The following is a 340-nucleotide window of genomic DNA, read 5'->3' on the forward strand; positions in this document are numbered from 1 at the left end:
GAAAAAGCCATTTGGTAATATGTCAAGAAGAAAATGAAAAAGATTTTTTAAGAAAAGGGTAACTTTAATAGACCTACGGTTCAAAAGAAACGTAAGTTCGATTTGCGCTATGGATTACCTACTCTTTTCCACAGAGTAGAGTTGGCTTTTGTCCAGCAGTCCAAAAAGCATACGTATCAGTTTACGGGAAGTCAACGCGAGCGCTCGTTTGTGCTGATGGGTTTTTACCTCAGCATATTTCTTGTCATAAAAAGCTTTGTATTCCGGACAGTGCTTGATGACACTCTCTGCGGCCTCTATCATGTAATACCGCAGATAGTGGTTGCCGGCTTTCTTCATG

At 40.6% G+C, this 340-nt stretch carries 1 pseudogene; it reads right to left on the minus strand.

The features are described from left to right. Positions 1 to 114 precede the first annotated feature (114 nt). Positions 115 to 340, minus strand: a pseudogene (locus GPL15_RS27180) (IS110 family transposase); the annotation flags it as partial.

The organism is Clostridium sp. MCC353 (assembly GCF_018785315.1).
Lineage (GTDB): Bacteria > Bacillota > Clostridia > Lachnospirales > Lachnospiraceae > CHH4-2.